Here is a 26,364-nt window from a genome sequence, read left to right as displayed (position 1 = left end):
ACGACGCCGCTCATCCTATTCTGAATTTAAACTAATGTTCGCGTTGACGGATGCAATGTGTTAAGAAAATTCCTACAATGCTTCTGATGATTATCTGACCATTTTCACGGAGCGACAGATGGCTGGTCATTTTGTACGCTGGACGGGCGACCCCGGCTTCCCGGCGAAAGATATGTGTATTCCCCAGGCGATTACCGACACGGCACAGCAGTTTGCTGACAAACGCCGTGGGCGATTTCTTGCCGCACGAACCCTGCTGGCACAGCTTATGCTGCGGGTTTATGGCATTCAGACACTGCCGCGCCTGATTATCCAGAGCAATGGACGTCCGGTGTTTGCTGACAGCGAACTGCCCGATTTCAGTATCGCCTATGCGGGAAATACGGTGGGCGTCCTGTTGGCCGAAGAAGGAGGACGTGCCGGTCTGGATATGGAGATCGTTCATGCGCGGAGCCGTCAGACGCAGGAGCAGCTGATTCAGGGATTCACCTCGGGCGAGATCGCCTGGATTAATGCCCAGCAGGATGCCATGGAAGCGGTGACGCAGATCTGGACGTTGCGGCAGAGCATTCTCAAGCTGACGGGAGAGGGTGATCGGGGACTGGATTCGCTGCGGCTGTTGCCGGGAGCGGGTCGGCTGCGATCGTCACTTTATCCTGATATCCAGGTGGTGTGCGATGCGGAGCCTGTGCTGGTCTGGTCGTGCGCGCTGTCGTCTGCGACCCAGCGTCTGCACCTGTGGGAGATGGATAGCGACTTTCAGTGGCGCGGATTACGCGAAATCGAGATGGGTAAGCCCAACATCGGGCCTCTTGCCCTGCGGCTGACCAGCCTGCCCAGCGAGCGCAGCCTGCATCCTGAAATGTAAAAAAGCCGCAACCCGAAGGTTGCGGCCCTGAATGTGCTTAGTGCCCGTCCACAAAAACAATCTTCAGAACAAACAGCAGCGCAACAATCACTACGCAGGGGCTGATTTCACGCCAGCGGCCGGTGCCGAGCTTCATTACGCAGTAAGCGATAAACCCCAGCGCAATGCCTTCGGTGATGGAAAAGCTGAAGGGCATCATGGCAGCGGTCACAAAGGCCGGAACGGCTTCGGTCAGATCATCCCAGCGCACGCGCGACAGGCTGGCGGTCATTAACACGCCTACATAAATCAGCGCGCCCGCAGCAGCGTAGGATGGCACCATTGCGGCCAGCGGTGACAGGAAGGTTACCAGCAGGAACAGCAGGCCGGTCACTACGGCCATCAGCCCGGTACGGCCCCCAATCGCCACGCCCGACGTGCTCTCGATATAGGCGGTCACGGATGAGGTGCCCGCCAGCGCGCCACTCACCGAACTAATGCTGTCGACATAAAGCGCCTGCTGCATGCGCGGGAAGGTGCCGGTTTCATCGGTCAGTCCCGCTTTATCGGTAACGCCGATCAGTGTGCCGGAGGAGTCGAACAGATTGACCAGCATAAAGGAGAAGATCACCCCCGCCATGCCAATGTTGAATGCGCCTTTAATATCGACCTGACCGACTACAGACGTTATCGATGGGGGTGCTGAAAACAGGCCGACAAACTTCACGTCGCCCAGCATCCAGCCGATGCCGGTGGTGATCACCATTGAGATCAACACCGCTGCGTGGATATTGCGTGATGCCAGAATGGCGATAATAAAGAAGCCGAGTGCGCCCAGCAGGACGCTGTGCGAGGTCAGATTCCCTACCGCCACCAGGGTATCGGGATTTGGTACGATAATGCCGGCATTTTTCAGCCCCATCATCGCGATAAACAGGCCGATACCGGCGGTGATGCCAACGCGCAGGCTCAGCGGGATATTGGCAATCATCCAGTAGCGCACCCGCAGCAGCGTCAGGATCAGCAGGCCAACCGCGCCCCAGAAAATCGCGCCCATACCGACCTGCCACGAATAGCCCATCGCCCCGACCACTACAAAGGCGAAGAAGGCATTCAGCCCCATTGCGGGTGCCAGCGCCACCGGCAGATTAGCAAACAGTCCCATCAGAATGCTGCCGAAGGCGGCGATCAGACAGGTGGTCACAAACACCGCCTGGGTATCCATGCCGGCGACGCCGAGGATCTGCGGATTGACGAAGACGATATAGACCATCGTCAGAAAAGTGGTGATACCCGCGATCACTTCGGTGCGCACCGTGGTGCCATGTTCCTGCAGCCTGAAGATGCGCTGCAAAACGCCTTGCTTGCTCATGCCATCCATCCAGAAGAAAAAATCATCGGCGCGTATCCTGGCGATTTTACCGGGGCAATACAATGATTTTTCGCAACCGATTGCCAGTCTCGCAATCTGCGCTGAGTGCGGTAGAGTGTGGAATACACCCCGAATCGAAGGATAGAGTCTGATGTCAGTAGAATGCGTCTTTTTTGATTGCGATGGCACGCTGGTCGACAGTGAGTTGCTCTGTACCCAGGCCTACGTTAACACCTTTGCCCGTTACGGCCTGGCGCTGTCGCTGCAGCAGATGTTTGAAAAGTATAAAGGCGTCAAACTCTACGACATCATTCGTGACGTGGGCGATGCGCATCAGGTAACGCTGCCGATGGAAGAGGTGGAAACAGCTTATCGCGCGGAAGTGGCAAGACTGTTTGATCTGCAACTGCAGCCCATCCCAGGCGCGAAAGCGCTGGTTGAGCAGATAAAAGTGCCGATGTGCGTAGTCTCAAACGGAACCGTAAAAAAGATGCAGCACTCGCTGGGCTTAACCGGCATGCTGCCGCTTTTCGAGGAGCACCTCTACAGCGGCTATGACATTCTGCACTGGAAGCCCGATCCGGAACTGATGTACCACGCCGCAGAACAGATGCAGGTGCCGATTGAGCGCTGCATTCTGGTGGATGACTCCGAAGCGGGCGCCCGCGCCGGTATCGCCGCTGGCATTCCTGTCTACTACTACTGCGCTGACCCACACAACCCTGAACTGGACCACCCGCTGGTGACCCGCTTCGACGATATGGCGCAACTGCCTGCGTTGTGGCGCGCCCGTGGCTGGGATCTGGCGTAGCGCTGGCCACAATATGACTCGTACCGTCTGGTTTTTAACCCTGCCTGGCGTGATGGCGCTGGATCTGACCGGCCCGGCTGAGACGCTGCAGCTGGCGGGCGATCGCTTTTCGCTGCGCTATATTGGTCCGCAGCCGGAGGTGGTCTGCTCCACCGGCATGACCATTGGCGGCATCGAATCCTTACCGGAACAGTTGCCAGCAGGGAGCCTTCTGGTGGTGCCGGGCGTCTATGATTCGCAAATCTGTTATGCCACACCTCAGGCCGCAGAAGCACGCGACTGGCTGAGGCGCCAGAACGCCGCGCTGTGCGCGCAGACCTTTATGCTGGTCTGCGTCTGTTCGGGTGCGCTGCTGGCGGCGCAGGCGGGCATGCTCGATGACGTACTCTGCACCACTCATCATGATGTGATTGCCCGGCTGAAAGCGGCGGCTCCACGTGCACGGGTGCAGGAGAATCGGGTGTTTGTCAGACATGAGAATATCTGGACCAGCGCGGGCATCACGGCCGGGATCGACCTGGCACTGCATCTGATCGCTCAGCTCTGTGATACCCCCACCGCGCTGGCGGTGGCGCGGGAAATGGTGGTCTGGTTTCGCCGCGCCGGTGACGACCCACAGCTTTCACCCTGGCTGCGTTATCGCAACCACATGCATCCGGCCATTCACCGCGCGCAGGATCTGATGATTGCCCATCCAGAGCATGGCTGGACGCTGACCGAGCTGGCCGGTCGCACGCACGTCAGCAGTCGTCATCTGGCGCGTCTGTTTCGTCAGCATCTGGGGATCAGCGTGCGGGAATACCATGAGCAGCTGCGGGTTGGCGTGGCGCGCCAGCGTCAGCAGCAGGGTGAGTCTGCCGAAAAAGCGGCGCTGGCGGCGGGGTTTTCATCAGCGCGCCAGCTACGACGCGCCCGCCAGCGTGAAGCCGATCAGCTGACGAAATGACGGGTATCGACGCGTTTCAGTGCCATTCCCAGCAGCAGGCTGCCGCCCAGCGTCAGCCCAAACACCCAGGGCAGGTCGAGCCAGGGACGCGACATATCATCGTAGTGATGCGTGCGCAGATAGTGAATGAAGAGCGCGTGAAAGCCGTAGATTGGCAGTGAATAACGGGCAATCAGCGTTAAACCGGGAAGAGTGCGCTGGTTCAGGCTGTTTTTAAACACGATCAGCAGGCTGATGGCGGCGATAAACACCAGCGGTCCGCAGTAAAGATACCAGGTATCGTTAAACGCGCCGTTGACGATCAGCGCCTTTTTCGTCCCCAGCGTAATACCAATCACACAGGCGATAAACAGTCCGGTAGCCAGCGGCGTCAGGCCGCGCCGGGTCGTATCCATGGTGCCAATCGCCCGTCCCAGCAGTGCATAGAGCAGGTAGTAAATGCTGTCACCGCTGACATAGAGGTTAACCGGCAGGAAATGAAACGGGCCCAGCGACTGACTGACCGTATTGGGGTTGGCGAGCACCGCCAGCACCAGCACCAGTAGCGCCACATAACGCGCCTGCACATTTTTTACCTGAATCAGCGGCGACATCAGATAGATGCCAATTAGCGCAAAGAAGAACCACAGGTGATAGAACACCGGCTTCTGCAGCATCTTCAGGATCGACCGTCCTTCGCTGATCGGCGTCAGCCAGGTGATATAGGCCAGCGAAACCGCGCTGTAGAACAGCAGACAGAGCACCAGCCTGACCATGTGGCGCGGCTGGGCGCTGCGTTCGCCGAAAAACAGATAGCCGGAGATCATAAAGAACAGCGGAACGCAGACGCGTGATGCCGAGTTCAGCAGATTTGCCACATCCCAGGTGGTGCCCGTCACCGCCATCGGCCCGGTGATATACCAGGTGGTGGTGTGAATCACGATCACCATCAGGCAGGCGACCGCGCGTAAATTGTCTATCCAGTAAATCTTCTGCGGCATGGCGTCCTCTTGCGCATCGCTCCGTGCGCCAAAGGGTAGTCAAATGCGACCAGAGCAACAACTGCTGCCAACAGGATTCAGAGGCATCTGTATGCCAGCGCCCTGAATCACTGCGAAAACGTGCCGGTTGCGCCTGGGATTTACGGCTGCACATCGCGCGGTCAAAGGGTATACTGTCGGCCTCTTTTTTTAATCTAACCGAAGCGCGTGCACACTCAACATGCAAAAGTTTGATACCAAAACCTTTCAGGGGCTGATCCTGACCTTGCAGGATTACTGGGCGCGTCAGGGCTGCACCATTGTCCAACCGCTGGACATGGAAGTGGGCGCTGGCACTTCACACCCGATGACCTGCCTGCGCGCACTCGGCCCGGAGCCGATCGCCGCCGCCTACGTGCAGCCATCACGCCGTCCAACCGATGGTCGCTACGGTGAAAACCCGAACCGTCTGCAGCACTATTACCAGTTCCAGGTGATCATCAAACCGTCACCGGACAACATTCAGGAGCTCTATCTCGGCTCGCTGAAAGAGCTGGGTATGGATCCGACGGTGCATGACATTCGCTTCGTGGAAGATAACTGGGAAAACCCGACGCTGGGTGCCTGGGGACTCGGCTGGGAAGTGTGGCTCAACGGCATGGAAGTGACGCAGTTCACCTACTTCCAGCAGGTTGGCGGCCTGGAGTGTAAGCCGGTGACCGGCGAGATTACCTACGGCCTGGAGCGTCTGGCGATGTATATCCAGGGCGTCGACAGCGTTTACGATCTGGTCTGGAGCGACGGCCCGCTGGGCAAAACCACCTACGGCGATGTGTTCCATCAGAACGAAGTGGAGCAATCCACCTATAACTTCGAATACGCCGACGTCGATTTCCTCTTTACCTGCTTCGAGCAGTACGAGAAAGAGGCGCAGCATCTGCTGGCGCTGGAAAAACCGCTGCCACTGCCCGCCTACGAACGCATTCTGAAAGCGGCACACAGCTTCAACCTGCTGGATGCCCGCAAAGCGATCTCGGTAACAGAGCGTCAGCGCTATATTCTGCGCATTCGTACCCTGACCAAAGCCGTGGCTGAAGCTTACTACGCCTCTCGCGAGGCAATGGGCTTCCCGATGTGCAATAACAAAAAGTAAGAGGCAGCCATGACTGAACAAACCTTCCTGGTGGAGATCGGCACCGAAGAGCTGCCACCAAAAGCCCTGCGCAGCCTGGCAGAAGCCTTTGCCGCGCAGGTCACCGCTGAACTGGATGCCGCCAACCTGAGCCACGGCGAGGTCAGCTGGTTTGCTGCACCGCGTCGTCTGGCACTGAAAGTGGCAAACCTGAGCGCCTCACAACCCGATCGGGAAGTGGAGAAGCGCGGTCCGGCTGTTTCCGCAGCGTTTGATGCTGATGGCAACGCCACCAAAGCCGCCGAAGGCTGGGCGCGTGGTAACGGCATTACTGTCGATCAGGCTGAACGCCTTGCCACCGATAAAGGCGAATGGCTGGTTTACCGCGCTCAGGTCAAAGGCGAAGCCGCTCAGGCGCTGCTCCCTGCGATGATTGCGACCGCACTCAGCAAGCTGCCAGTGCCCAAACTGATGCGCTGGGGCGACAGCGATGTGCAATTCGTTCGTCCGGTTCACACTGTGACGATGCTGCTGGGCGATGAACTGATCCCTGGCACCATTCTGGGCATTAAGTCAGACCGGGTTATTCGCGGTCACCGTTTTATGGGTGAAAGCGAAATCACGCTCGACAACGCCGATCAGTACCCTGATGTGCTGGAAAAACGCGGCCAGGTCATTGCAGACTATCAGGTTCGCAAAGCGATGATTAAAGCCGATGCAGAAGCAGCCGCACGTCGCTTAGGCGGCAACGCCGATATCAGTGACAGCCTGCTGGAAGAGGTGACGTCGCTGGTGGAGTGGCCGGTGGTCCTGACCGCGACCTTTGAAGAGAAATTCCTCAAGGTGCCTGCGGAAGCGCTGGTCTACACCATGAAAGGCGATCAGAAATATTTCCCGGTGTATGACAATGACGGCAATCTGATGCCGAACTTCATTTTCGTCACCAACATCGAGTCCAGCGAACCACGCCAGATCATCTCCGGCAACGAAAAAGTGGTACGTCCACGCCTGGCCGATGCGGAGTTCTTCTTTAACACCGACCGCAAAAAGCGTCTGGAAGATCATCTGCCGCGTCTGGAAACCGTCCTGTTCCAGAAAGAGCTGGGCACGCTGCGCGATAAAACCGACCGCATTCAGGCTCTGGCGGGCTGGATTGCCGGTGAAATTGGCGCCGATGTGAATCACGCCACCCGCGCAGGCCTGCTGTCGAAGTGTGACCTGATGACCAACATGGTCTTCGAGTTCACCGACACGCAGGGCGTGATGGGCATGCACTATGCGCGTCACGACGGCGAAGCAGAAGATGTGGCGGTCGCGCTGAACGAGCAGTACCAGCCGCGCTTTGCCGGTGATGATCTGCCGTCAAGCCCGGTTGCCTGTGCGCTGGCGATTGCTGACAAAATGGATACGCTGGCCGGTATTTTTGGCATCGGTCAGCATCCAAAAGGCGACAAAGATCCGTTCGCACTGCGTCGTGCGGCGCTGGGCGTGCTGCGTATCATCGTTGAGAAAAACCTGCCGCTCGATCTGCAAACGCTGACTGAAGAAGCGGTGCGTCTGTATGGCAGCAAGCTGAGCAACGCCCGCGTGGTCGATGATGTGATCGACTTTATGCTGGGTCGCTTCCGCACCTGGTATCAGGAAGAGGGTCACAGCATCGACACGCTGCAGGCCGTTCTGGCGCGTCGTCCGACTCGTCCGGCTGACTTTGATGCACGCATGAAAGCGGTGTCGCACTTCCGTACGCTGGAAGCAGCCTCAGCACTGGCGGCGGCGAACAAGCGCGTCTCTAACATTCTGGCGAAATCGACTGAAACGCTTAATGAGAGTGTGCAGGCGTCGCTGCTGAAAGAGAACGAAGAGATCCAGCTGGCGACCTTTGTTACCGCGCTGAGCAGCAAGCTGCAGCCTTACTTCGCGGAAGGTCGTTATCAGGATGCGCTGGTCGAACTGGCTCAGCTGCGTACTGCGGTAGATAACTTCTTCGATAAAGTGATGGTTAATGCCGACGATCAGGCGGTGCGGGTCAATCGCCTGACGCTGCTGTCAAAACTGCGAGAGCTGTTCCTGCAGGTCGCGGATATCTCGCTGCTGCAGTAATGTGATTAGCGGTGCGAAAAAGGGACGAGCAATCGTCCCTTTTTTTATGGAATTTTTTGGGCCGGGATAGCCTGAGTATACGTATGTTTTTTCGTAAATCCGGGGGTTAAGCGTGACGACCTGAGCGAAGAGCAGCGGCAGACGATCAGCGCTCTGGGGACGCTGGCGGCGGGACTTGCGGGTGGAGTCGTGGGTGACAGTACGGCGGATGTTGTGGCGAGTGCTCAGGCGGGGGAAAATGCGATTGAGAATAACTCGCTCAATGATGGCTGGAACAGCATGTTGTCATCAGGAACAAATGATTACGGACTGACCGTAGGCTCGTGGAATCAGTATGGCAAGGACAATAATCTGACACCAGAAAAAATTCAGGAAGGGATGAATCATATTGCTATTGGTGAAGGGCCTTCCTGGGGGACTGAATATAAGGTTAAACCTAATGGAAAAGTTGAAGTTTCAGGTGGCGTGGGACTTGCTTTGAAAAGAGGATATGAGATTAATAATGATTGCTTCTCTATTTCTACAGGATACACTAAAGAATTTGGTATTAAGGCTGGAGCTTCAATCGGTATTGACTTTGGTCCATATTTCCCGGGATTGTTTGGAGACTTAAATCGTGATTATTCAACTAGCGTCGGTTTTGGTCCCGGTTCTGTAGGAAATGTCTGGCGGGAAAGATGGCATTGGTGTTTCGTTTTCTACTGGACTGGGAATTGGTTTTACAGGTTCTGCTATTGATTCCTATGATAAAAAATAGATATGAACGGTGACTCCACTAAGGAAATATACCGCTATGATTTCGAATGATATTATTTTCAATGTTTCATCCTTTATGTTGTTATGTTTTTTATTGTTATGGGGTGGTTGTTTTTTTATTTTTGTTTATAAAAATCTTGGTGGCGCTAAGGTAGGTAAGGACTCCATGCTTTATTTCAATTATATGTTTTTTAAACGGGATGCTTTATCAAACTGTGCATTGGTTTTTCTTGTTCTTGGATATATGTCTGCAGCGATAGCGGAGTATCGAAGGGGGGCGGATGAATTATTGTTAATGTCTAATTTTTCCGGAGGACTTGCATTTTTTCTTTTTGCATTGTACGGGAAGTATCTCCACCAAGGATTTACTGATGATAAAAGCCCCTTTTATTTCATAAAGGTTTTTTTGACAAAAACAGATCTATCCTTTGGCTCGATTTTTCTCTGGCTATCAAGACTGGCTTATACAGCATGGTTAATTGTAGTTCTTTGCAATTAAAAAGTAATCTTGCATTAGTTGCACTACACTATATTCCTGCCGGAAAAAGGTCGCAGAGCAGTTGCTGGAAATCGGGGTAAAAGCAGGGCCTGCCGGACTGGCCATTAAAGATGTAGCTGATAAAATGCCCTCCAATGACTGGAGCGTCTTGTCACCCTGTAGATAATGGATAACGATGAGATTATTGGGAAGTATCTGAGTTCGTTGCAGGATTAGTATGCCCATTTAAATACTGGTGGTGCTCAACTTGCAGGCACAGAAAACATTGGCAAACTGGTAAATCCAGTTCAGGATGAAAATAAAGGGACGTCGTTAGTTACGCCAGCTAGATCTGGTGAGCAAGTAGCAAGCCATACGGAGAATATTGAAGGCGCGCTGAATACGGATGGAAGTATTACGGAAACACCGATTGCGGAGCAGAATACGGCTTATCTGGCTTATTTATTTGAAGACAGTAAATATGTTCCTGGCCCTAAAGATGCTATAGGCGGCTTGAGAACACCAATGGATTTAAGTGATTCTAAAGCTCAATATTTCTTTAATAAATCAATTCAATTAGGTGAGCAGCGTTAAGTTGGAATGATTTTTTTGCATCTTTCTTTAAATCTGGATAGGTCGGTGGCCTTATCCTGGGTATCAGAATCTGTATAAAAATGTGGTTAAAGAAAAGAAAAAAGCAGAAATTCCCACCTGAATAAACACTCAATCCCGGCCTTTAAATGCCGGGATTTTTTTACCTGCCGATCACTCCTTAGCCAGCCGGATAATCAGTTGGCCCTGTTCGGCGATAATGCTGACTGGCTGGCCTTGACGAATCCCCACTGCTCCAGCCATCGTCCTTTGATGGTCAGTTGAGGTAATGGATTCGGTCTGCCGCCGTTGGGGCGGTAACCGACGATGCTTTTACGTGCTTGGGGTACAGCGGGTTCTGACGTAGAATCTCTTCCAGCCATAATTAACTCCGATTCAGTTAGTTGTGGTCAGCGGGCTGTTGGTGTTCCACCACCTTCAGTCCGCGCTAAAAATCTCTCGTTACGTTCTTCCTTTACTGTTTTCTTCTGTTCACATATATATCGTCTGCTTCGTAAGTCTGCTGAACGCTAAGTAATAGATTGCGAGGCGTCTCTGGCAAACGAATTATTTTTCACTTTGCCATTTCGTTTACATCTTCTTCTCAATATTCTTTTCAGCAACTGCAATCAGCCGCTTATTCATAATAGCGTGGTGATTGTCGGCATCACTATAAGAGTGGAATGGGGATGACAGAGAAAGGGATGACAGGCATGATGACAACACAAATGACACCACACGAGAGTCCGGCCATGAGCACTATCCACTTCAGAATCGATGACGACGTTAAACGACTCGCCATGCGGGCAGCCGAGCGCCAGAAGAAGACGCTGACTGAGGTTATGCGTCAGCGAGCGGAAGAGCTGGCTGCTGAAGAGCGGCAATATCAGGAGGGTAAACATGATGCATGGCTGGAAGAGCAAATAACGGCGGCGTTCAGTCGTTATGATGCCGGTGAAAGTGAGTTCATCAGTAACGATGAAATGAATGCCCGCATGGAAGAGCTGAAAGCGCAGGCCGCGCGGGGAACATTGTGATATCAGCCGTTCAATGGGAAAAACAGGCGCAGGCGGACAGGGAGACGATATTTCGTTATCTGTATCGTGAGGCTGGCGTACGGGTAGCCAGTGCAACAGACGTTAAGTTTATCCGTATGCCCAGTCTGCTTAGCGAAAACCCCCTGGCGGGCACGAAAGTCAGCACAGAAAAACAGCGTAAGCTGGCAGTCCCACGCTTTCCCTTTATCATTCTCTATGTGGCTGAAACAGATGGGGTTCGTATTCTGCGTATACTGCATACATCCCAAAAAATAACAGGCCGCTATCAAAGATAGTCAGCCAGTTACTTGTGTCTCAGAAAGTCAGATATAAGGACGTCCTCAGAAAGAACGGCGCGCTTCAGAGCTGGATTAGACAATTAGCCCCAAAACCGCATCTTTGAATCCAGCCACCTGCCAGCTACAGCACCCATCACGCCGCAGGCGGCGTTGTCCGCGCAAAGCTCTCGCGCTGAAACAGCGTTTCCGCCAGCTTCACCAGCGCCGGTCGTTCGACACACCAGTTTGGCACCACGCGGCGGAAATTGAGATAGCCGATCATGCAGCCGGTGGCGATATCCGCCAGACTGAGCTGGCCGTTGTTCAGCCATTTTCCTTCAGCGGCCACGGCTTCCAGCATGTCGAGGCTGCGCTTAATCTTTTCACGGTTACGCAGCAGGACCTCTTCGGACTGCAAATTACCCGGACGCATCTGCTCGCGAACAATCACCAGCGCAGCATCGCTGACGCCATCTGCCAGCTTCTCCAGCTGACGGATGTTGAGCGACTTAAGCGGATCGGCAGGCAACAGGGCCGGCTCCTCACCGCGCAGTTCCAGAAATTCCGCGATGATGCTGGAGTCGAACCAGATTTGCTTATCGTCAGCGACCAGCGCCGGAACTTTGCCCAGCGGATTGTAGTGCGGCACGTGACTGTCATCGCTGTAAGGCGATGCATTAACGAATTCAAACGTGATGCCTTTTTCCAACAGGATAATCGAAATCTTACGCACAAACGGGCTGGTATAGCTGCCAATCAGTTTCATCAGGTTCTCCGGATTCAGTGACTATTCGCCAGGAAACATAAAAGGATTGAGACTGCTGCGCGCGAAGCCTTCCTGCTCCATTTTTGCATCCAGTATCAGCGACGCCAGGTCATCGGCCACCGGTTCAATGGCCGGATCGTTCTCCTGATAGAGCATCTTCAGATAGGTGCCGCAGTCGCCACAGCTTTCCGCCTTCACGGCTGCTTTCTCGCTGCTGAGCGACCAGTAGTGCAGGTCACGGGACTGTTCGCACTGGGTACATTTGCTGCCCACGACATGCCATTCACTTTCGCACAGATTGCAGTGCAGATAACGCGCGCTTTCATGACTGCCCATATGAACGATGCTGGCGACCGGCATACTGGCGCAGACCGGACAGAACTGACGCTGATTCCCCATTTCAGCGTGTGCCTTACCGGGTATCAGGGCTGCCATCTGCGCCCAGTAGAGCGAGAGTGCTGCCCAGATAAAGGGCGCTTTATCGTTGCTCACCTGTGCATACTCGCCGGTAAACAGCGCACCGGCCAGTGTCTCCAGCTCTGTGGCTGAGGCCTTCTCCAGATTCTCCAGCACCGCCAGCGCCTGACCGCTCATCTCCGGCTTCAGCTCAGCAATCAGCGAGTGCAGCAGCCGTTGCCAGTGTGGATCGCGCGGCAGAGTATGGATGTTCAGCGGTGGCTTGCCCTCGCTGGCGCTCTGCGTCAGTCGGGCATGCAGATCGAGATGCAGAGGATGGTCATACAGCACAATTTCCTGCGCTTCAGCGATCACCGCCGCAAAGCGCAGATAATCGCCGAGTGGATTTTTCGCCGCAAGATCGCGCAGTCGCGCGGCACGACGGCTGTATAAATTTTTCAACCGTGGAAAAAGTAACGGCGGAATCATCTCCTCCGTTGTTTTTTCGCCTTTCTCCAGCGGATCCTGCGGGATTATACGAATACTCATCAGGGGCGTTTTTCCTGTTTTATTGGCGAATTACGCCGCTCACGATATCCACAAGGATAATGCTGTCTGGCTCATTAAGAGCATATTCAGCTTTCTACCCTCGCGGCCAGTGTGCCTCTGACCCATAATGCGGCATAAGCGGGCACCATAATCACGATGATCAGCGTCACTGCCGAAACAGAATGCACAATCAGTGCCAGCCGACTCAGCGGAATGACAAAGGCATCTGAAAAGTACGGTCCCCGGATCACAATGCCGCTGGCAGGCGGCAGTACTAAGCTGATGATAGCAGTCCAGAACAGACTCTTCTGACCAAAGTTCTTTTTACGGGTGTCTCCTGCCTCTTTATTCACTGTAATCTGATGAATCTCTCTGGCCCGTTAAAGGGTAAGGCGACGGATTGGCATGTGTTTCGGGTTCCCCAAAACATCCGCATTAACACCCCAGTGATTTGCAGATTTTCCCGGCGTTAACACATGAAAAAGACCTTTTCTCATGGGGCCGCCAGCAGGCAGGGCGACAGTTATTTTCACTGAAGAAACCGCATCAATTGCCTCGCTGTTTATTTGCGCTCTCGGGGGCTAAAAGGCAGAATCAGGGCGCGTCTATGCTCTGCATTACCGGGCACCGAATGAGATCATCTCTTAACAACAGGTTATATTTTTGAAAGCTATCCAGCCTGATTCAGGCGAAGATTTAACAATTCAAACCGGCGTTAGCAGGACGCAGGTGTGGCAGCGCGCCAGTCTGACCGATGCACAGGATGACTGGCTGGCAGACGAAGTTCCGGTGGCGCTGGTCTATAACGGTATATCACACGTGGTGATGATGACCACGCCCAAAGACCTGGAGGCTTTTGCGCTGGGCTTTTCGCTATCAGAGGGCATTATCGACGCACCTGGCGACATTTTCGGCATGGATATTGTGCCGGGCTGTCACGGTATTGAGGTGCAGATTGAGCTGTCCAGCCGCCGCTTTATGGCGCTGAAAGAACAGCGTCGCGCGCTGGCAGGCCGGACCGGCTGCGGCGTGTGCGGTGTTGAACAGCTGGACCAGATTGGCAAGCCGCTCTCTCCGCTGCCGTTTACCCAGACCTTCGCGCTGGACCACCTGGATCGGGCGCTGGGCCAGCTGAAAGATTATCAGCCGGTCGGACAGAAAACGGGCTGCACCCATGCTGCTGCGTGGATCCAGCCTGATGGTCAACTGGCGGGTGGCTGTGAAGATGTAGGGCGCCATGTGGCACTGGATAAGTTGCTGGGTTATCGCAGTCAGGCTGCGTGGGGACCGGGCGCGGTGCTGGTCTCCAGCCGCGCCAGCTATGAAATGGTGCAGAAGTCTGCCATGTGCGGCGTGGAGATCCTGTTTGCGGTCTCGGCGGCGACCCGCCTGGCGGTTGAGGTGGCTGAGCGCTGCAACCTGACGCTGGTTGGATTCAGTAAACCTGGCCGCGCCACAGTCTACAGCCATCCTCAGCGTCTGCGTTAAACCACCATTACCGCTGGCAATGTCTGCTGCAACGCCTCAAGTGCGGCACCGTTGTCGCCGCCACTGTCAGTAATCAGCAGGGAGATCGCCTGCGGCGGCGCGTAAACCGTGCGGCTGACCACGCCGAGTTTGGTGTGATCGGCCAGCAGATAGCAGGCAGCGGATTGCTGCACCATTGCTCTGGCGATAGCCGCTTCGTGCGGGTGAAAACTGCTGCCACCGCACTCTGCGTCAATACCCACGGGCGACAGCAGCGCGACATCGGCTCGGTAGCGGATAATCTCGCCAACGGTGATTTCGCCGCGCGTCTGTTGCGCACCCGCCGACATCGTCCCACCCAGCAAAATAATCTGATTATTCAACGGCTGGTTTTCTTCTCCAGCGCTCAGTGCCAGCGCGGCCTGCAGGCTGTTGGTCACTATCGTCAGGCCGGAAAGGGCGTGTAACTCCTCTGCCAGCAGCGTGGTGGTGCTGCCCGCATCAAGAAACAGCGTCTGTCCGGGCTGCAGCAATTGCGCAGCGGCGCGGGCGATTGCGCGTTTCTCCCGGGTCTGGGTGCTGCGACGTTCCGTGAGCGGCGGTTCAGCCTGGGTTTCAATGGCCACCAGGCCACCGTGGACGCGGCGTGCCAGACCCAGCGCTTCCATCTCAATGATGTCGCGGCGCGCGGTTTCGCGTGATACCCCCAGCTCCCTGATAATGCGCTCGGTACTGACCTGGTTTAGCCGGGTCAGTAAGGCACGGATGCGATGAAGGCGCGTTTCCTGCAGCATAGAGAAATCCTTATAAAGCGCGAAGAGCATGGATGATACGCCAGTGACGCGAAAGATTCTGTCTGGATCAGAGAGCAAGCTTAGCGCGGCGGCTTGACGGCGTCATGTGTATTTTATTGCTTTTGTGTATTTTGTTGCATTTTAAATTCAGGCAGGCATGATACAGGAGTCCGCTCTTCTTCCTTCATCCTTGTAACGGGAGTCAATATGGCCACGCGTTCCACCATTATGGATACCAACAGTTTTCGTGCTGAACATGCCGATGCGCTCGACAGTGACACACGCAAACTGACCGATAAACGCAGCAAAGTGCTTTGCGAATCCTATCGCCTGTTCTATCGCAAACCGGTTCATCTGGTGCGGGGTGAAGGGCAATATCTGTGGGACGCAGCGGGCGATAAATATCTCGACGTTTACAACAACGTGGCGAGCATTGGTCATTGCCATCCGGCCGTGATTGAGGCGGTGACGCAGCAGATGAAAATGCTGAACACCCACACGCGTTACCTGCATGAAAAGATTCTGGATTACAGTGAAGCGCTGCTGGCAACGACACCTGCGGCGATCGATCGCGCGATGTACATGTGCACCGGATCGGAAGCCAACGATCTGGCGATTCGCGTGGCGCGCGCGTTCAGCGGCGGTACCGGAATTATCGTCAGTAAAGAGGCCTATCACGGCACCAGTGAGCTGACCTCCGGCGCGTCTCCGGCACTGGGCAGTGGACAGCCACTGGCACCGACCACGCGGCTGGTGATGCCGCCAGATGCCTACCGTGTGGATGCGCCCGACCTGGGTGACTGGTTCGCAGACCAGATTCAGCAGCAGATTGATGACATGGCGGCGCACGGCATTAAATTTGCCGGTTTCCTGGCGGACTCGATTTTCTCCTCGGACGGCGTTCTGCCCAATCCACGCGGCTTCCTGAAAAAAGCGATTGAGGTGGTGCATGCCAACGGCGGCATTTTTATTGCCGACGAAGTTCAGCCTGGCTTTGGCCGAACTGGCGACGCGTTCTGGGGCTTTGGTCGCCACGATGTGGTGCCTGATGTGATTACCACTGGCAAGCCGATGGGCAATGGCATTCCGGTTTCCGGACTGCTGGCAAAAAGTGATGTGCTGGCAGCCTTCAGCGATTCGATTCCCTACTTCAATACCTTTGGGGGGAATCCGGTCGCGATGGCGGCGGCGCAGGCGGTGCTGAACGTGATTACCGAAGAGGGATTACAGGAACACAGCCGCGTGGTCGGCGCGAAGCTTCTGGCTGAGCTGCGAACCCTGATGGATCGCTATGAGTGTGTGGGGGATGTGCGCGGTGCCGGACTGTTTATCGGCTTTGAACTGGTCACCGATCGTCACAGCAAAACGCCGGACAAAACGCTGGCGCTGGATTTGATTGAGAAGCTTCGTGAACATCGTGTGCTCACCTCGGTCGCCGGTCCGTATGGGAATGTGCTGAAACTGCGTCCACCACTGGCTTTCCAGGAGAGCGATATCGACTGGCTGGTTGGCGCACTCGACAGCGCCCTGCGCGAGCTGGGTCAGTAACGCGCAGAGCAGGGCCGACGCGGCGTTCAGGCGGGAGGCGTGCTGGCTGATAGCCTGGCATCAGCGTGCTGCTCTCCCTGCCTGGCACGTCTGAAAAGGCAGAGCCAGCATCAGCACACTGTAAAAACAACGGGTTGCTAATGCCGGCTTTCGCAAATCCTTAGGGTTAATAGGGCATTGATTACCCTTTTACGCTACATGAATTTAACTATAATGATTCGACTGCTTACGCGGCACGTCCCGAATTCGTCGTGCTGCTCAAACTAAATGGAGAGGAAGAACATGAGTTATTCACTGCCATCCCTGCCTTACGCATACGACGCACTGGAACCGCATTTCGACAAGCAGACGATGGAGATCCATCACACCAAACACCACCAGACCTATGTGAACAACGCTAACGCCGCGCTGGAAGGTACTGAATTTGCTAATCTGCCGGTAGAAGAGCTGATCACCAAACTGGATCAGCTGCCAGCAGACAAAAAAGGCCCACTGCGTAACAACGCAGGCGGTCACGCTAACCACAGCCTGTTCTGGAAAGGCCTGAAAACCGGTACCACGCTGCAGGGTGACCTGAAAGCGGCTATCGAGAAAGATTTCGGTAGCGTGGAAAAATTCCAGGAAGAGTTCGAGAAAGCCGCTGCGACCCGTTTCGGTTCTGGCTGGGCATGGCTGGTTAAGAAAGGCGACAAACTGGCTGTGGTTTCTACCGCAAACCAGGATAACCCGCTGATGGGTGAAGCGGTTGCCGGCGTTTCTGGCTTCCCGATCATCGGTCTGGATGTGTGGGAACACGCTTACTATCTGAAGTATCAGAACAAGCGTCCTGACTACATCAAAGCGTTCTGGAACGTGGTTAACTGGGACGAAGCGGCAGCCCGCTTCGCTGCTGCTCAGTAAGTTAACAAAGCGTAAACGCAATGAAGATAAACCGGTGAAATTTATTTCGCCGGTTTTTTTTATCTCTATTTTGTGTATTCCAGATTCGGACCCGAAGTCATCAGATATGAGTTTTAATGTTATTCCGCATTAACCTGCCGTTGATATTGACTATGTTATTTTCAGTGACATTCTTGTTTAACTCATTGTGTGTCGCTGACTATGTCAATTATAACTACTCAGGAAAATACGACCGAATCCTCTGCTTCTCTTTTTTTTCAGTTAATTAGCGGGAAATATGTTCCGGATAAACTCTGGAAAAGTAAACGTTTCCGCCTGAAATTTGTGTTAAGAACCTTAATATCGCCACTGACGACGCTGCATTATCTGGACGCGTTGTCGCATTTACCGCAACTCCCGCTGCTGATGAGCACGCAGGGATTGTTGCCCGCTAAGCTGCACCGGCCCTATCTGCGTTCAGGAATGAGCATTGCAGCACGTGCGCAGGCGATACTTGATCATTACAGCCTGATGAATAATCTGGAAAATCCTATGCTGCGCCAGCTGTTGCAAAGCGCTACGGATAATCCACTGGCCACACTGACCGGTAAAAATGGCGAAAACTTTATCCTCTCGTGCAGCTCTGGTTATTTCGACCGGGAAGGGGAAGTGACAATGGTATTGCGTTATAACGACGAAATTATTGCGTCGCTCTCATTTTCTATTCTCAACGAAAATAGCCAGCGCACCCTGTTAATTGGTGGACTACAGGGGCCGCGGAAACATATCAATAATGAGATGATCCGCGAGGCGACCAAAGCGGCTCACGGTCTCTTTCCAAAGCGTCTGTTAATGGAAGCGGTATTTATTGTTGCGAAGCAGTGCGGTGTGGAAAATATTCTGGCGGTAGGTGATGAGACACATGTCTTCCGCAGTCTGCGTTATCGCCATAGCAAAGGGGATAAGTTCTTTGCCAGCTACAGTGAATTCTGGCTGTCGCTGAGCGGTGAAGCGCGCAAAGATGGGATGTTTACTCTGCCGCTGAGCCTGCCGCGCAAGACACTGGAGGAGATCGCCAGTAAGAAGCGGGCAGAGTATCGCCGTCGCTATGAACTGCTGGATGCGCTGGCGGAGCAGGTGTACGCCGCCGCTTGCGAACGCAAAGCCGATGTCGATCAGGCAGCTGCCTGATCGACTCCGTCAGAATGCGCTTTTAGCGAAGCCGGTCATCGCTGTCAGACCCATCTCACGTCCCAGCGCGGTCATTGGATGCACCACCACCAGGCCGCGCACGCTTTTTTTCAGCGCGCCCAGATTTGCCTGCTCTTTCTTGGTAATTTCGCGGCTGAAGCCCATTTTCTGCAGCTTCTGCGCTTCGGCACTGAGTTTTTCAACCCGCTGACCGCGCAGGCGCTCAATCTCAATGACCAGCGCTTCTTTCTCTTTCAGCAACGCGCCCAGTTTCTCGACATCACCCGATTCAAGTAGCTGCGGTTCTTTGCGGTTCAATGCGTCCAGCTTATCGCTGAGAAGTTTGATTTCGTTCTTTTCTTGCTCTTTCATGACAACAACTCGTTGAGGAAAACAGGGCAAGGATACACCAAATCTGGCGCATATTCCCGTTCAGGTTAAGACGAAAAAGGCGCCGTGATGGCGCCTGACAGGATCAGCTACCGGACTTTTTAAACGCCTGCTTCATACTGATGCGCGCGATCAGCTCGGTGAGTGACAGGACCATGGTGGAGCGCACCATCTGCAGATAGCGCTGCTGCTGCATACTGCGCAGCTCGGGATCTTCAGTATTAAACACCGGCGCGGGTGGCCAGGCCGTGACACAGTGCAGTTCCCCAAACGGGCCGAGAATCTCGTCGTCAGTAAAACGATAATCGCCGTGGTCGTGATTCAGCTCTTCGCGCAGTGCCAGCAGCAGTTCACCATCTTCATATTCGTGCCGGCTGATGACGCCAAGTCCGTAAATCAGCTTCAGGCGAACCGAGAGTTCGCCCAAAGGGCCATTACCCAGCAGCAGCGGTTCTACGGCATATTTAACCGCATAGTCATCTTTGCGGAACACCTGCAGCACCAGCAGATTGACGGCTTCAGCCAATAGCTCAACGGCGGCGATCAGAAAGCTTCTCACCGAACGACCGGCGTTCAGGCGCTCAAGCACCCGGTTCTCAAAAGCCTGCTTCTCTTCCATTATTGCCTGCATGGGTTCAATACCGCCGTTGGGCGCAGGCGAACTGCGCCCGGCTTGCGTCACTAACACGTGCGCATTATGCCATAGCGTGCCAGGCGCTCACCACAGAAGCCACCACTTCGCTGTCGGCATCCAGTCCTGAAATCTCAGCCAGCGTAGCCTGCGGGCCTTTTTCTGCCAGCAGCGCGGCCAGTTCCTGTGCCTGCGGGTCCTGATCGCTGTGATAGTGCATGGCAGCAGCAATACCCTGCACCAGGCTGGCGTGCGGTAAACCATACTCCAGTGTGCCCAGCGTGGGCTTAATCAGGCGATCGCCCGCGCTGAGTTTACGCAGCGGCTGACGGCCTACGCGCTCAACATCATCTTTCAGATAAGGATTTTCAAAACGACCCAGAATTTTCTGGATATAGGCCGCATGTTTTTCCGCGTCAAAACCGTAACGTTTAATCAGTACCGCGCCACTCTCTTCCATTGCGCCTTTCACTACGGCCCGGATTTTTTCATCAAGGATGGCGTCACGAATGGTCTGGTGACCCGCCAGCTGGCCGAGGTAGGCGGTAATGGCGTGACCGGTGTTCAGGGTGAAGAGTTTACGCTCAACAAAGGCCATCAGATTGTCGGTCAGTTCCATGCCAGGAATGGCTGGCAGGTCACCTTTAAACTGGGTTTGATCGACGATCCATTCGCTGAAGGTTTCAACGGTCACTTCCAGTGGATCGGTGCTGCCTGCTTCAGAAGGGGGCACGATGCGATCGACAGCGGAATCCACAAAGCCGACATGCTCTTCCAGCCAGGCGTGATACTGCGCCGGCAGCGCCTTCAGCACATGCTGTTTTAGCTGGCTGGTGCCGCGCACCATATTCTCACAGGCGATGATATTTAATGGACGGGTGTTACCGTTGTCGCTGCGTTTTGCCAGACCTTTTGCCACACTGGCGGCAATACGCTCCAGAATCTGCGGACCCACGGCGGTGGTAACAAGATCGACGTCAGAGACCAGGGTGATGATCTCATCGCTGGTGCTGTTTACGGCACTGACGCCTTTAACGGTTTCCACTTTGGCCTGTTCGCCAACCACATGAACGGGATACTCATGACGCGCGTTCAGTGCATCCAGCACCGTCTGATTCACATCAGCAAAAACCAGTTCGATACCTGCATCAGCCAGTAATTTGCCGATAAAGCCGCGACCAATGTTTCCTGCTCCGAAATGTAACGCTTTCATAATTTTTGACCCATATCAAATGACGATGGGGCGGGCAAACCCGCCCCAGGAAATCGGGACGGGCATGACCGCCCCAGGGAAAGAATTGCTCTGAATTACGCGACGGCAGGCTTGCCTGACAGCAGATCCAGCACTTCCTGCACGCGGGTGGTGTTCGCCAGCTTCTCAATCACGCTGTCATCATCCAGCGCATTGGTCAGGCTGGTAATCACCTGAATGTGCTCGTTATTACGGGCAGCAATACCAATCACCAGGCGCGCGACGTCATCTGGCTCTTCGCCAAACAGGACGCCTGCCGGATACTGACAGAACACCACGCCAGTTTTCAGCACGCGATCTTTCGCTTCAACGGTCCCGTGCGGCACCGCAATCGACTCACCGAGGTAGGTCGGCGTCAGTTTTTCACGCGCCAGCATCGCGTCAACATATTCTGGCTCTACATAACCGCCTTTCACCAGCTGTTCACCAGCAAAACGAATCGCCTGTTCTTTGTTGCTGGCGGTCAGGCCGAGGAAGACGTTATCTGCACCCAGTTTAAACAGGTGTGCGTTGCCTTCATCGTAACTGTCAGAGAGCGCAGTGGTGACCGTTTGACGATGCACGTCGCTGCGATTAGCGGCAACCAGACGTTCGGTCAGCGTGCTGTAGAGCGCACTGTCGAGGAAGTTATTCAGCGAGATGTGCTGCGCATGCGGAGCCTGGCGAATAGCACGCTCGGTCAGATCACGATGGGTAATCACCAGATCGACATCGCCTGGCAGGGCATTGATCGCGGTATTCGTCACCGACACATTGCTCAGACCTGCATCCTGCACTTTCTTACGCAGAACACCTGCACCCATGGCGCTTGAGCCCATACCGGCATCACAGGCGACGATAATTTTGCGCACGTGATGCAGCTCGACGCTCATCGCATCGCTGGCGACGGGTGCACCCGCCACGCTCTGGCCTTTCGACTGCGCTTTCATCTCATGCATGCGCTGAGTCGCGGCTTCGATATCGTCATCTTCTTTAACCTTGCTGGTTTTCAGCAGGATAGCGGAAACTACGAAGGAGACGGCGAAAGCGGCAGCAATGGCAGCGATGTTCGCAAAGTAGGCACCCTTTGGTGTCATCGCCAGCACCGCCAGGATTGAACCCGGTGAAGCAGGCGAGACCAGGCCACCGTTCAGCACGGTCAGTGTGAAGACACCCGTCATGCCTCCCAGGATGACCGCCAGCAGCAGGCGAGGCGCCATCAGCACATACGGGAAGTAGATCTCATGGATGCCGCCAAGGAAGTGGATAATTGCCGCACCGCCTGCAGACTGTTTAGCACTACCACGACCAAAGAACATGTAGGCCATCAGCACGCCCATACCCGGACCCGGGTTGGCTTCGATCAGGAAGAAGATCGACTTGCCCGCCTCACTGGCTTGCTGGATACCCAGCGGTGAGAAGATCCCGTGGTTGATGGCGTTGTTCAGGAACAGGATTTTTGCCGGTTCCACGAAGATTGAGGTCAGCGGCAGCAGGTTGTTCTGCACCATCAGATTCACGCCTGCGGCGAGAATGTGTGACAGACCTTCTACCAGCGGACCAATCGCCAGGAACGCCAGCAGTGCCAGAATCATCCCGATAATACCGGCCGAGAAGTTGTTAACCAGCATCTCGAAGCCGCTTTTGATTTTGCCGTCAATCGCCCGGTCAAACGACTTAATTGCCCAGCCGCCCAGTGGACCGGCAATCATTGCACCGAGGAACATCGGCATATCCGCACCGACAATCACACCCATTGTCGTAATTGCACCGACCACACCGCCACGATCGCCGCCCACCAGACGCCCACCGGTAAAACCGATCAGCAGTGGCAGCAGGTAGGTGATCATTGGGCCAACCAGTTTGGCCAGCGTTTCGTTCGGGATCCAGCCAGTTGGAATAAACAGCGCGGTGATGATACCCCAGGCGATGAACGCCCCGATGTTTGGCATCACCATATTACTCAGAAAGCGACCAAAGCTCTGTACTTTGACCTTCACTGATGAGGACATAAACCCACCCCTTATTGAGACGCGCTGCAATAGGAGAGCGCGTTTGTTTTTGTTTAGCCACCCCGACTCGCAGCCGGTGGTATTACTGTATGCACGCGGACTCTATCACGCGAATTTGGCACTGCGTAGCACGTGGGAAAAGTGTGATCTACATCACTGATTAAGGGTGGTGGCAGGGGTGATTAGCGTGACATTGATCACATTTTTATAACGGTTACGTGTTGTTTTGCCTGGTTTTTACGCGTGATAGCTGATTATCTGTGAGTTTGATCACACTAAAAGGGCGGGGGTTTGTTATATAAATGTGACTCAGATCACAAACTATTTTTGGTCGAAAATGCGCCAGATCACACTTCATTCGACAGGCTATCGGATGAGATTAGAAAAGGCGTGGAGACGGGCAGGCGACCTACGCCTGCCCATAAAGCAGATTTACTGCAGGCCACCCTGAACGGCCGCTTGTGCCTGAGGAAGCGCCTGTGCATTCGCGGATAACGTGCTCATTATCGCGTTGTATTGTGAAGCCTGATCCTGCGTCGGGAACTGCACGCCGCCATCATTGAAGCTGACGCGGGTACCCTGAGTTTGCAGGAATTCGCCGGTCTGCACGGCAGCCTGGCTCAGCGCCTGAAGTTTAGGCAGCAGCGGAATCAGCTGATTGGCGGGTACCGTCACCACTTTGTTATAGGCGGTGTCGTAGACTTTTTTCAGATCATCCGTCTGCTTTAGGGCCGCTTTGCTGCTGTCCGCCTGCATTTTTGCGCTCTCAATCTGCTGGGTAACAATGACCAGTGCGCTCGTGGCCTGACGCAGGGAATCACGACGGCTGAGATAATCCTGCGGAACGCGAATGGCAGACAGTTCATCCACCACCGGACGCATCCCCTGTTCAACGGCTTTGTTCGCCTGCTGCGAAAAGCCGTACATGATGGCGTAATCGCTGGCGAAGTTGCCAAAGCTTTGCTTCTGGTTTTCGCTGAGACTAGGGAGATGCTCGCCACTGCGCATCACGGTATTCTGGAGGAAATCAATAAATGCTTTACGCTGCTCGCCTTCTTTGTCACCGCATGCGGTGAGTTGCAGCACGATGAGCGCGCCAGCGAGCATAATGCCGCCGCGTGCCATAAGGCGTGTAAGTCCTGAAGCCATTGGGTCAACTCCTGTCGGTAGTACTGTCTGATGTCCAGGTGGGAATGGCCTAAAGAATAGAACAAACCGCCGTCACGGCACAATGTGAAACCGCCTGTGAAGCAGAGGCTTTCTTAAACGCCGGTGATACAACGGGATCGCCCGCACGTCAGAGCGCGATACGTTTCCTGCCATCATGCGTTAACCTGAACGTCAGTTTAGCGGTATGGCGATCACGGCTGCAGCCTTAAAACACCACCGCCTGACCATCTTTGCGACTCTCGCTGGCTGCAATATAGAAACCCTGCGGATCGCGCACTATCGCCTGCGCGCCACCAAAGTTGTAATTGCTCAGGGGATCTTCCAGTACCACATTGTGCCCCATGCGGCGCAGCGTGCTCAGGGTATTGCGATCGAGTGTCGATTCAAACACCACCTCGCGTCCCTGTACCACCCGCCAGCGCGGCGCATCAATCGCAGCCTGCGGATTCTGGCGGTGCAGCATAATTCGCAGCGCCAGCTGGACATGACCCTGCGCCTGCATCGGGCCACCCATCACACCAAACGCCATCAGCGGCTGACCCTGCTCATCCAGCGCAAAGGCCGGGATGATGGTGTGAAAAGGGCGCTTACCGCCTGCCACCACGTTAGGATGGTCTGGATCGAGTGAAAAGCCCGCCCCACGGTTCTGCAGGCTGATGCCGGTGTCGGGCACCACCACGCCGGAGCCAAAGCCCATGTAGTTAGACTGAATGAATGAGACCATCATACCGCTGGCATCAGCCGTCGCAACATACACCGTGCCGCTCTGCTGCGGTGATCCAAAGCGGAAGTCTCCCGCTTTGTCAGGATCAATCAACGCTGCCCGCTGGCGGATATACTCTTTACTCAGCAGTAACGCTGCCGGGAACTCGAGATGATCTTCATCGGTGACATAACGCTCCAGATCAACCAGTGCCAGTTTCATCGCCTCAATGGAAAGATGCAGCCACTGCGGCGAATCAGGCGCATAACGGTTGATCTCCCACGCTTCCAGAATGCCGAGCGCAATCAATGTCGCAATGCCCTGACCGTTAGGCGGCAACTCCTGCACCGATCCCCCGGCAAACGGATGTGACAGCAGGGTAACCCAGTCGGCGCGATGGTTTTTCAAATCGTCCAGCGTCAGCGCCGCGCCATGTTCACGGGCAAAGGCTGTCATCTTCTGCGCCAGTGCACCGCGATAAAAACTTTCACCCTGTGTCTCAGCGATCGTCTGCAGGGTCCGGGCCTGAGCCGGATTGCGGAATAACTCGCCCGCACGGGGTGGACGGCCCTGCGGCGCAAAGCAGTCGATGAAGCCAGGCTGATCCCGCAGCTTGTCATAGCCTCGCTGCCACAGCTGACCAATCAGCGGTGATACCGGAAAACCGTTGCGCGCATAGTCAATTGCGGGTTGCGCCAGTGTGGTCAGCGGTAGGGTCCCGAAGCGCTGCGCCAGCGTGACCCACGCCGAGACGGCACCCGGGACGGTAACGGACTCCCAGCCGGTTTCTGGCATTGCACTCAAACCGGCGAAGCGCTCAGGATGCCACGCGGCGGGCGAACGGCCTGAGGCGTTTAATCCATGCAGCTCGCTGCCGTCCCAGACAATGGCAAACGCATCGCTGCCGATGCCGTTTCCGGTTGGCTCCAGCACAGTTAAGGCGATGGCGGTAGCGACAGCGGCATCTACAGCATTTCCGCCCTGATGCAGCATCCGTAAGCCCGCCTGCGCCGCCAGCGGTTGTGAGGTCGCCACGGCATTGCGTCCCATCATCGGTACTCGATGAGAAGGGTATCCGACGTCAAAATCTGTTTCACGCATCGCTCTTCATCCTTTCAGGTGGCAGGTCTCTTTTTACCCGTCATGAGTGCGCAATCACAAGGCTGCACTTTTAGCGCGCATCAGCGCGATTAAGGACCGGTGACTGCACCGGCATGAGGCATCTGCCGTTTCGTTAGAGTGACTGTTGATTTCGCTGACGATATGGCGGCGTTCAGAATAAAAGATTTCTCCGCACGTCGCTGTGAGCCGCCGCGCGCCAGGGCTCAGG

At 55.0% G+C, this 26,364-nt stretch carries 23 protein-coding genes and 4 pseudogenes; 14 read left to right on the top strand and 13 right to left on the bottom strand.

Annotated features, from left to right (window positions below):
- Positions 1 to 118 precede the first annotated feature (118 nt).
- Positions 119 to 868, top strand: coding sequence for a 4'-phosphopantetheinyl transferase superfamily protein (locus NP77_RS00630; protein WP_003849671.1), 750 nt, complete (start codon positions 119 to 121; stop codon positions 866 to 868).
- Positions 869 to 905: 37 nt separating this feature from the next.
- On the opposite strand, the gene NP77_RS00625 is transcribed toward NP77_RS00630, so the two are convergent.
- Positions 906 to 2,219, bottom strand: coding sequence for an NCS2 family permease (locus NP77_RS00625; RefSeq protein ID WP_008926398.1), 1,314 nt, complete (start codon positions 2,217 to 2,219; stop codon positions 906 to 908).
- 151 nt (positions 2,220 to 2,370) lie between these two features.
- Between NP77_RS00625 and yieH the strand changes: the two genes are divergently transcribed.
- Complete coding sequence (gene yieH / locus NP77_RS00620) at positions 2,371 to 3,030, top strand: 6-phosphogluconate phosphatase (RefSeq protein WP_039658648.1); 660 nt, start codon at positions 2,371 to 2,373, stop codon at positions 3,028 to 3,030.
- A gap of 13 nt (positions 3,031 to 3,043) precedes the next feature.
- The gene (locus NP77_RS00615) at positions 3,044 to 3,976 is read left to right on the top strand and encodes a GlxA family transcriptional regulator (RefSeq protein WP_039658645.1); all 933 of its coding nucleotides are present in this window, start codon (positions 3,044 to 3,046) and stop codon (positions 3,974 to 3,976) included.
- Here the strand turns inward: NP77_RS00615 and NP77_RS00610 are convergent.
- On the bottom strand, positions 3,961 to 4,956 hold the full coding sequence (locus NP77_RS00610; RefSeq protein WP_003849679.1) for an acyltransferase: 996 nt from the start codon (positions 4,954 to 4,956) through the stop codon (positions 3,961 to 3,963). The two genes, NP77_RS00615 and NP77_RS00610, sit on opposite strands and share 16 nt — an antisense overlap.
- Before the next feature lie 220 nt (positions 4,957 to 5,176).
- Here NP77_RS00610 and glyQ point away from each other — a divergent pair, with 220 nt between their 5' ends.
- The 5 genes and pseudogenes from glyQ to NP77_RS24025 all read left to right on the top strand — a co-directional run.
- Entirely contained in the window at positions 5,177 to 6,088 is a 912-nt protein-coding gene (glyQ, locus tag NP77_RS00605; RefSeq protein WP_003849680.1) for a glycine--tRNA ligase subunit alpha, read from the top strand.
- A 9-nt stretch (positions 6,089 to 6,097) separates the two neighbouring features.
- On the top strand, positions 6,098 to 8,167 hold the full coding sequence (gene glyS / locus NP77_RS00600) for a glycine--tRNA ligase subunit beta (RefSeq protein WP_039658644.1): 2,070 nt from the start codon (positions 6,098 to 6,100) through the stop codon (positions 8,165 to 8,167).
- Between the two features lie 99 nt (positions 8,168 to 8,266).
- A pseudogene (locus tag NP77_RS00595) lies at positions 8,267 to 8,974 on the top strand (polymorphic toxin type 25 domain-containing protein); the annotation flags it as partial.
- Entirely contained in the window at positions 8,961 to 9,422 is a 462-nt protein-coding gene (locus NP77_RS00590) for a hypothetical protein (RefSeq protein ID WP_033761724.1), read from the top strand. The pseudogene NP77_RS00595 and the gene NP77_RS00590, both read left to right, overlap by 14 nt.
- A gap of 37 nt (positions 9,423 to 9,459) precedes the next feature.
- Positions 9,460 to 9,581 (top strand): annotated as a pseudogene (locus NP77_RS24025) (hemagglutinin); the annotation flags it as partial.
- 585 nt (positions 9,582 to 10,166) lie between these two features.
- Here the strand turns inward: NP77_RS24025 and NP77_RS22700 are convergent.
- A pseudogene (locus NP77_RS22700) lies at positions 10,167 to 10,375 on the bottom strand (SymE family type I addiction module toxin).
- Between the two features lie 369 nt (positions 10,376 to 10,744).
- Here NP77_RS22700 and NP77_RS00585 point away from each other — a divergent pair.
- A complete protein-coding gene (locus tag NP77_RS00585; RefSeq protein WP_033743358.1) occupies positions 10,745 to 11,029 on the top strand; it encodes a damage-inducible protein J in 285 nt (94 codons plus the stop codon).
- Positions 11,026 to 11,325 carry a type II toxin-antitoxin system RelE/ParE family toxin gene (locus tag NP77_RS00580; protein ID WP_039658643.1) on the top strand — a complete coding sequence of 100 codons (300 nt, stop codon included), beginning with the start codon at positions 11,026 to 11,028 and terminating at the stop codon, positions 11,323 to 11,325. The genes NP77_RS00585 and NP77_RS00580 overlap by 4 nt, the downstream gene beginning before the upstream one ends.
- Before the next feature lie 136 nt (positions 11,326 to 11,461).
- Here the strand turns inward: NP77_RS00580 and NP77_RS00575 are convergent, their stop codons facing one another.
- The 3 genes and pseudogenes from NP77_RS00575 to NP77_RS00565 form a co-directional block, all read right to left on the bottom strand.
- A complete protein-coding gene (locus tag NP77_RS00575; protein WP_003849694.1) occupies positions 11,462 to 12,073 on the bottom strand; it encodes a glutathione S-transferase in 612 nt (203 codons plus the stop codon).
- A 21-nt stretch (positions 12,074 to 12,094) separates the two neighbouring features.
- A complete protein-coding gene (gene fdhE, locus NP77_RS00570; protein ID WP_003849696.1) occupies positions 12,095 to 13,018 on the bottom strand; it encodes a formate dehydrogenase accessory protein FdhE in 924 nt (307 codons plus the stop codon).
- Positions 13,018 to 13,395 (bottom strand): annotated as a pseudogene (locus tag NP77_RS00565) (formate dehydrogenase cytochrome b556 subunit); the annotation flags it as partial. The gene fdhE and the pseudogene NP77_RS00565, both read right to left, overlap by 1 nt.
- Positions 13,396 to 13,681: 286 nt before the next feature.
- On the opposite strand from NP77_RS00565, the gene fdhD reads away from it, so the two are divergent.
- Positions 13,682 to 14,506 (top strand): formate dehydrogenase accessory sulfurtransferase FdhD, encoded by an 825-nt coding sequence (gene fdhD / locus NP77_RS00560; protein ID WP_039658642.1) that lies wholly within the window; start codon positions 13,682 to 13,684, stop codon positions 14,504 to 14,506.
- Here fdhD and NP77_RS00555 read toward each other — a convergent pair.
- Positions 14,503 to 15,279 (bottom strand): DeoR/GlpR family DNA-binding transcription regulator, encoded by a 777-nt coding sequence (locus NP77_RS00555; protein ID WP_003849703.1) that lies wholly within the window; start codon positions 15,277 to 15,279, stop codon positions 14,503 to 14,505. The two genes, fdhD and NP77_RS00555, sit on opposite strands and share 4 nt — an antisense overlap.
- 207 nt (positions 15,280 to 15,486) lie before the next feature.
- Between NP77_RS00555 and NP77_RS00550 the strand changes: the two genes are divergently transcribed.
- The 3 genes from NP77_RS00550 (at position 15,487) to NP77_RS00540 (ending at position 18,897) form a co-directional block, all read left to right on the top strand.
- Positions 15,487 to 16,827: an aspartate aminotransferase family protein gene (locus tag NP77_RS00550; RefSeq protein WP_039658641.1), complete on the top strand. Its 1,341-nt coding sequence runs from the start codon at positions 15,487 to 15,489 to the stop codon at positions 16,825 to 16,827.
- Positions 16,828 to 17,109: 282 nt separating this feature from the next.
- Positions 17,110 to 17,727: a superoxide dismutase [Mn] gene (sodA, locus tag NP77_RS00545; RefSeq protein WP_008926407.1), complete on the top strand. Its 618-nt coding sequence runs from the start codon at positions 17,110 to 17,112 to the stop codon at positions 17,725 to 17,727.
- Positions 17,728 to 17,928: 201 nt separating this feature from the next.
- Complete coding sequence (locus tag NP77_RS00540) at positions 17,929 to 18,897, top strand: VirK/YbjX family protein (protein WP_039658640.1); 969 nt, start codon at positions 17,929 to 17,931, stop codon at positions 18,895 to 18,897.
- 9 nt (positions 18,898 to 18,906) lie between these two features.
- On the opposite strand, the gene NP77_RS00535 is transcribed toward NP77_RS00540, so the two are convergent.
- The 6 genes from NP77_RS00535 to NP77_RS00510 all read right to left on the bottom strand — a co-directional run bounded on the left by NP77_RS00535 (position 18,907) and on the right by NP77_RS00510 (position 26,135).
- Entirely contained in the window at positions 18,907 to 19,269 is a 363-nt protein-coding gene (locus tag NP77_RS00535) for a YibL family ribosome-associated protein (RefSeq protein WP_008926409.1), read from the bottom strand.
- 103 nt (positions 19,270 to 19,372) lie between these two features.
- Positions 19,373 to 19,918, bottom strand: a complete 546-nt coding sequence (gene mtlR / locus NP77_RS00530) for a mannitol operon repressor MtlR (protein WP_181162247.1) — start codon at positions 19,916 to 19,918, stop codon at positions 19,373 to 19,375.
- 64 nt (positions 19,919 to 19,982) lie between these two features.
- Positions 19,983 to 21,131 carry a mannitol-1-phosphate 5-dehydrogenase gene (gene mtlD, locus NP77_RS00525; RefSeq protein WP_003848038.1) on the bottom strand — a complete coding sequence of 383 codons (1,149 nt, stop codon included), beginning with the start codon at positions 21,129 to 21,131 and terminating at the stop codon, positions 19,983 to 19,985.
- 95 nt (positions 21,132 to 21,226) lie between these two features.
- A complete protein-coding gene (locus NP77_RS00520) occupies positions 21,227 to 23,161 on the bottom strand; it encodes a PTS mannitol transporter subunit IICBA (protein ID WP_003848039.1) in 1,935 nt (644 codons plus the stop codon).
- 432 nt (positions 23,162 to 23,593) lie between these two features.
- Positions 23,594 to 24,310: a DUF3053 domain-containing protein gene (locus NP77_RS00515; RefSeq protein ID WP_008926411.1), complete on the bottom strand. Its 717-nt coding sequence runs from the start codon at positions 24,308 to 24,310 to the stop codon at positions 23,594 to 23,596.
- 226 nt (positions 24,311 to 24,536) lie between these two features.
- Entirely contained in the window at positions 24,537 to 26,135 is a 1,599-nt protein-coding gene (locus NP77_RS00510) for a gamma-glutamyltransferase family protein (RefSeq protein WP_039658639.1), read from the bottom strand.
- Positions 26,136 to 26,364 lie beyond the last annotated feature (229 nt).

Origin of the sequence: Pantoea sp. MBLJ3 (assembly GCF_000816655.1) — a bacterium.
Lineage (GTDB): Bacteria > Pseudomonadota > Gammaproteobacteria > Enterobacterales > Enterobacteriaceae > Pantoea > Pantoea eucalypti.
This window is presented reverse-complemented; position numbering and strand designations above follow the sequence as displayed.